This window comes from Streptomyces scabichelini, from assembly GCF_011045015.1.
GTDB classification, from domain to species: Bacteria; Actinomycetota; Actinomycetes; order Streptomycetales; family Streptomycetaceae; genus Streptomyces; species Streptomyces scabichelini.
This window is the reverse complement of the sequence record NZ_JAAKZY010000403.1, coordinates 1-3,787: the sequence shown is the minus strand read 5'-3', so window position 1 is coordinate 3,787 and position 3,787 is coordinate 1. Positions and strand designations below refer to the sequence as shown.

Annotated in this window: 4 protein-coding genes; 2 read left to right on the top strand and 2 right to left on the bottom strand. The window is 72.1% G+C overall.

Translation table 11 applies throughout. The annotated features are described in order from the left end of the window. Positions 1–73: 73 nt before the first annotated feature. On the bottom strand, positions 74–1,174 hold the full coding sequence (locus G5C60_RS49925; RefSeq protein WP_165270835.1) for a LacI family DNA-binding transcriptional regulator: 1,101 nt from the start codon (positions 1,172–1,174) through the stop codon (positions 74–76). A 356-nt stretch (positions 1,175–1,530) separates the two neighbouring features. Here G5C60_RS49925 and G5C60_RS49920 point away from each other — a divergent pair, with 356 nt between their 5' ends. Further along, positions 1,531–2,682 (top strand): acyl-CoA dehydrogenase family protein, encoded by a 1,152-nt coding sequence (locus G5C60_RS49920; RefSeq protein WP_165270833.1) that lies wholly within the window; start codon positions 1,531–1,533, stop codon positions 2,680–2,682. A 108-nt stretch (positions 2,683–2,790) separates the two neighbouring features. Next, the gene (locus tag G5C60_RS49915) at positions 2,791–3,279 is read left to right on the top strand and encodes a PaaI family thioesterase (RefSeq protein WP_165270831.1); all 489 of its coding nucleotides are present in this window, start codon (positions 2,791–2,793) and stop codon (positions 3,277–3,279) included. Positions 3,280–3,388: 109 nt separating this feature from the next. Here G5C60_RS49915 and G5C60_RS49910 read toward each other — a convergent pair whose 3' ends face one another. After that, positions 3,389–3,652, bottom strand: coding sequence for a hypothetical protein (locus tag G5C60_RS49910; protein WP_338146158.1), 264 nt, complete (start codon positions 3,650–3,652; stop codon positions 3,389–3,391). Positions 3,653–3,787: the final 135 nt, after the last annotated feature.

Below are 3,787 nucleotides of genomic sequence, written 5' to 3'. Positions count from 1 at the left end.
GGGGATCGGGGGTCGGGTTCGAGGGCCGGGTGCCGGGTGCCAGTGCCGGGTGCCAGGCGGCCCGTGGACGGGATCAGGCCGCCGGCGGTGCCGTGGACTCCCTGATCACGAGACCCGGCAGCAGTTCCAGATGACGGGTGGCACCGGGACGGAGCCCCTCGCGCGCCATGTCGAGCCGACGCAGCAGCAGGTCGAGACCGACGCGGCCGAGCTCCGCCTTGGGCGGGGCGACCGCCGTCAGCGGGACCGGCCCCATGTCGGCGACCACGTCGTTGTACGCGACCACCGAACACTGACCGGGTACGTCGATCCCCGCGGCCTGCAGCCGCTGCACCAGCACCAGCGCGTCCCTGTCGCTGTGGATCAGCACCGCCGTCGCGCCGCTGTCCGCCAGCACCTCGGCCAGTTCCGCCGCCCGCGGGTCGGCGGCGCGCGGGTCGGGGCCCGCGGTGCGCGAGCTGAGGATCGTACGGCACCCCTCGGCAAGCCCCCGGGCGGCGGTCTGCTCGGTGAACTCGGCGCGGATGGCCCGGGCGGTGGGGCTGTCGTCGCGCGCCGCCAGTACGATCCGCCGGTGCCCGAGACCGACCAGGTGCCCGAGCGCCAGGTGCACGCCGTACGCGTGGTCCGAGCGCACGCAGTCCAGCGGGTAGAGCGCGCTGGTCCGTGCGGGGCGCCGCTCCACCAGCACGGTAGGCACGTCCAGGTCGGACAGCCACGAGTGGTCCGCGTCGGCCTCGGCCTGCGTGCGCCAGTGCGGCGAGAGCAGCAGTCCGCGCGCCCCGGCGTCCAGCGCCTGGCGCACCGCCTCGCGCACCGCCTCTCGCTCCGCCCCGCTCTCGTCGGCGGCGATGTGCAGAGCGAGTCGCAGTCCGGCCTTCTCCGCCGCCTCCCGTGCGGCCTGCACGGCGTCGGTGAGATAGGTGTTGCGCTCGGGAACGATCATGGCCACGGCGTCACCCCCGGCGGTACTCACCTCCGGCACCGGCCGCAGCGATCGCGCCACCCCGTGCCCGCGGCGCACTTCCCCTCGCCGGGCCAGTTCCTCGACGTCCCGGCGCACCGTGACGACGGAGACGCCGAGTTCGTCGGCGAGGTCGGTGATGCGCGCGACGCCCCGATCCCGCACCACCTCAGCGATCCGGGTCTGCCGTTTCTCCGCCGACTCCCGCATGTCCCCACCGCTTCCGTCCGCGTCGGCCGCGCCGCCGGAGCTCGACCGCACGGCGGTTTGCGCGATCGAATTTCGCGCGATGCGCCCATGGTAGCGATCAATCGATCAAACGGGGGAGACTGCCCGGATCCACAGTCCTGGCGATGCGGTGGGCAGTCCTGGCGATGCGATGCGCCGGGAAACCCGGTTGTTCGGTGACGGCACCCCGCACTCCCGAGAGCCGCGCCGCGGACGCGGACGCCCGCCGCGCCGCGGCCGTCGGCACCCAGGAGGTGTGTGGGGTGGAACTGGGCTGCATCCGCTAACATAGAACAATTAGATAGATGAATTGGCGGATGCTGGTGCGAGGAGTAGCCGTGGACTTCGGGCTGACCGACGAGCAGGACCTGTTGCGGGCGACGGCACGGCAGTTCGTCGCGGACGTCTGCCCCGCCGAGAAGGCGAAGCGGTGGGACGACGAGGGGACCGTACCGCCCGAGCTGTTCGCGGGCATGGCCGAACTCGGCTGGTTCTCGCTCCCGTTCGCCGAGGACGAGGGCGGCGACGGCGGCGGACCGCTGGAGCTCATCCTGATCGCCGAGGAACTCGGACGGGCCAGCTTCGACGTCGCCATGTGCTACATCGGCGTACTCATCCCCGGCATCACGGTGTTCCGCTGGGGGAACGAGGAACAGCGCCGCTTCATCCGGGACAGCGTCATGACCGGCCGCCACCGGCTCGCCGTCGGCCTCAGTGAACCGGACAGCGGCTCCGACGCCGCGGCCCTGCGCACCACCGCCGAGGACCACGGCGACCACTTCCTCGTACGCGGCCAGAAGGCCTGGTGCACGGGCGGCGGACTGCCGGACACCACCATCGCGACGTACGTGCGTACGGGGCCCCGGGAGCCCAAGCACGGCGGCATCAGCCTGCTGCTCGTCGACCCCACGGTCGACGGCGTCGAGGTGCGCCGCACACCGACCCTGGCCCGGCACATCCTCGGCACCAACGAGGTCTTCTTCAACGACGCCCTGGTGCCGAAGGAGAACCTGGTCGGTCCGCGTGACGAGGGCTGGAAGGTCATGCTCTCCAACATCGAGCTGGAGAAGGTGATCATCAGCGGAGGCTATCTGGGCGCCGCCCAGGCCACGTTGGACGAGATGCTGGAGTACGCGCGCACCAGGCACGCCTTCGGCCGCCCGATCGGCAACTTCCAGGCACTCGCCCACGCGATGGCGGACCTGCAGACCGAGATCGACTCCGCCCGGCTGCTCGCGTACCGCGCGGCCTGGCTGCTGGCCCAGGGCAAGCCGTGCACCCGGGAGGGCTCGATGGCGAAACTGAAGGGGTCGGAGACGTACGTGGCCGCCGCCCGACTCGGCATGCAGGTGTGCGCCGGGCACGGCTTCTCGACGGAGAGCGTGATGAGCTTCCGCTACCGCGAGTCCATCGTCGCCACGATCTCGGGCGGTACGAGTCAGATCCAGCGCAACGGGATAGCGCGGAGCATGGGGCTGCGGTCCTACTGAGTCCGAGCTGACTTCGGGCCGGCTGCGAGCCGACTTCGAATTCCCGCCGACGCCGGCCCTTGTCCTGGACGTCACCCGGCCGTCAACCCACGCCGCGATCCTGTGGCGATGGACATGACGGCACTGGCCCGTAAACTCCTCGAGCCCATCCCGGCCCATCGCACCGCCGGTGTCGAAGTGCTCCGGGCCGCGGACGGCATGGCCGAGGTCGCGCTGGAGACACCCCAGGAGCTGACGAACGTCATCGGCTCGCTGCATTCCAGCGCTCTCATCGCCCTGATCGACGCGGTCGGGCTGGCCGCGATCATCGCCACGAGCGAGCGGAACGAGGAGATGGAGGACGTCGTCCCCCTGGGCGCGGCGGCGTCCTTGGAGTTCCTCGCCCCGGCCCGAGGCCGCTTACTGGCCACCTGCCGCCTGGGCGACGAGGCCCACCGCACCCTGCGCCGGCTCCTGTCGGGTGAGACCGACCGAGCACGCCTCTCCACCCGAGCCGGGGTCACCGACACGGAGGGCACCCCGGTCTGCCGCGGCACCTTCGACTGGAGCGTCCGCCGCAGGCCGCACAGTGCCTCGTACGGAAGCACGCACACGTAGCCGGCTATCGCACAGGGGGCAGGTCTGTGATGCGCGGTCGGCAGCCGCAGACAGAGGGTCACTCTGGTGTCGCGGCTGTCCCGGTGCGGACCCCGCCGCGCGCGGGACGTCAGAGCCACGGCGGCAGCACCGGCAGGTCGCCCGTCGTGTCGAGGCGAGCGCCGGACGCCCGGCCGGCCGGCCACGCGAGGAGATCGGCGGGCTCTCCGGACACCACGGGGCCGCCGGTGTCGAAGCGGGCGAGTTCCTCGCCCTCGCTGAAGCGCAACGTGAAGTCCGGCACGCCGATCGCGCAGTTCCCCGCGCCCCTGACGGGGTGCGGTCGCCGTACCGCGCACGGCGGGGGCGGCGCGTGGGCGGATCGAAGGCCCACCGGCCGGTGGCCGCCCAACCGGCGGAAGGGGACGCGCCGGGATGCCGAGCGCCGCGCCTCTGCGCCCCACCCAACAAGTACAAAGCGGCGATCGGACGTCCCAGAGCCTGTCTCTTATACACGTGTCCCGGCCCA

Coding starts and splice junctions, on each gene's coding strand:
- G5C60_RS49925 (WP_165270835.1), bottom strand. CDS start 1,174: ATGCGGGAGTCGGCGGAGAAACGGCAGACCCGGATCGCTGAGGTGGTG.
- G5C60_RS49915 (WP_165270831.1), top strand. CDS start 2,791: ATGGACATGACGGCACTGGCCCGTAAACTCCTCGAGCCCATCCCGGCC.